At 55.9% G+C, this 1,992-nt stretch carries 2 protein-coding genes; both read left to right on the top strand.

Annotated elements, in window-relative coordinates; genetic code table 11:
• The coding region (locus EOA38_RS35035; RefSeq protein WP_145966238.1) for a hydantoinase B/oxoprolinase family protein at nucleotides 1–1,587 on the top strand (1,587 nt) is incomplete at its 5' end.
• Nucleotides 1,574–1,992 (top strand): gamma carbonic anhydrase family protein (locus tag EOA38_RS35030; RefSeq protein ID WP_145966237.1); only part of this gene is annotated, 419 nt, incomplete at its 3' end. The genes EOA38_RS35035 and EOA38_RS35030, both read left to right, overlap by 14 nt.

The raw sequence follows: 1,992 nt of genomic DNA, 5'->3' as shown, positions 1-1,992 counted from the left end.
CACTTAGGCGACGCATCCCTGCACAACTCACCCTATCACGGCTGCAGTCATGCGGCGGATCATACAATTCTTGTGCCGGTGATCGACGACCAGGGTGTTCATCGGTTTACGGTCGTCGTTAAGGCCCATCAAGCCGACATTGGAAATAGCGCACCCACCACCTACTTCTCGACTGCTAAGGATGCATACGAGGAGGGAGCGCTCTTGTTTCCGGCTGTTCGCGTCCAAAGCAACTACCAGGACATAGACGACATAATACGCATGTGCCGCCTGAGAATTCGCGTGCCTAATCAATGGTATGGTGACTATCTCGCAATGGTCGGCGCCGCTCGCGCCGGGGAGCGGGAACTCCTCGCCCTTGGTGCCGAGATCGGCTGGGATATATTCAGCGAGTTTCAGACCCAATGGCTGGAATACAGCCGCACACGTATGCTCGAAGCGATTACCAAGCTCCCGGAAACGGTTTCTAGCGGTAAGAGCCATCATGACCCGATGTTCGGGACGCCGCTGGCCGGAGTCAATGTCGCCGCCACAATTGCGATCTCCCCCGGCACCGGACGCATTACGGTCGATCTAAGAGACAATATTGCGGCAATGAGCTGCGGGCTGAACGTCAGTGAGGCCTGCGCTAAGACCGCCGCAATGATTGGCGTGTTTAACTGCTTAGATGCAGAAATACCGAAAAACGCTGGCAGCTTTAGTTGCATCGACGTACTGATTAAGGACGGCTCCGCGATCGGTGGCGCGAAGCACCCCCTCAGTCTTTCCGTATCCACAACCAACCTAGCTGACAGGGTTGTGGGGGCGGTACACATGGCTCTTTCGAGTATAGTTCCAAAACAAGCTGTGGCAGAGGTCGGCGCGGTCAATCCTCCTCATAAAGGCGTTGTGTCGGGCATCGACCCGCGAACGGAAACTCCTTACATAAATCAGCTCTTCCTTGGTAGCACGGGCGGCCCGGCATCATCCTTTGGCGACGGCTGGTTGACCTATTCACACGCAGGAAACGCAGGAATCTCCTTCGTCGAAAGCGTCGAAATGACGGAAATGCACCATCCGCTACGAATCTTGCGCCGCGAATTGGTCCCAGATAGCGAAGGCGGCGGTTGCTTTGTCGGCGCTCCGTGCCTTGAGGTTGAGTTCCAACCTACTTTGTCGCCAATGACTTTGGCGTATGTCAGTGATGGCACTTTCAGTGGAGCGCAAGGTGTTTGCGGTGGCCTTTCTGGAAGCACCGCAGCACAACACGTCCGCAATAATTCCGGACATCTAAATGAGCTCGCACCAGTTGGGCAGATAACGGTTAAACCAGAAGAATATATCGTTTCACGAACTGCCGCAGGTGGCGGATACGGAGACCCACTCGAGCGGGACTGCGATCAGGTAGCTCGGGACCTAGCCAGCGGACTACTTACTTCCAATCGTGCCGAAGCAATATACGGCGTTGTCGAGCGGGACGGCGTCTTGGACAAACTCGCAACGGCAAGGCTACGCGCCGCGATGCGCTCTCACAAAAAAGCTCGCAGCGACGAATCCACACCCGTCGGCATGACCGGTCCGATGGAGGCTGACGATGGCACTCTATGAATTGGATGGAATTGCACCATCGCTAGAAGATGACGTCTGGGTCGCCCCAACAGCACAGGTTATCGGAAGGGTTACGCTGGCGTGTCAATCAAGCGTCTGGTTCGGAACAGTGATCCGCGGCGATAGTGATATTCTTTCCATAGGATCCCGAACAAATGTCCAGGACAACGCGGTGCTCCACGTCGATCGTGGCGCGCCGCTCGTTCTGGGAGAAGGAGTTACTGTCGGCCATGCGGCGATGCTCCACGGCTGCACCATCGGCAATAACTCGCTGGTCGGAATGATGGCGACCGTTCTAAGTCACTCAACGATCGGCAGCAACTGCATAATCGGTGCGGGGGCGTTGATCACAGAACGCCAATCGTTTCCCGATAACTCGTTGATAATTGGCGTCCCAGCCAAAGT

Origin of the sequence: Mesorhizobium sp. M1E.F.Ca.ET.041.01.1.1, assembly GCF_003997355.1 — a bacterium.
GTDB lineage: Bacteria > Pseudomonadota > Alphaproteobacteria > Rhizobiales > Rhizobiaceae > Mesorhizobium.
The sequence above is the reverse complement of the archived record's forward strand: the minus strand, read 5'-3'. Positions and strand labels throughout refer to the sequence as shown.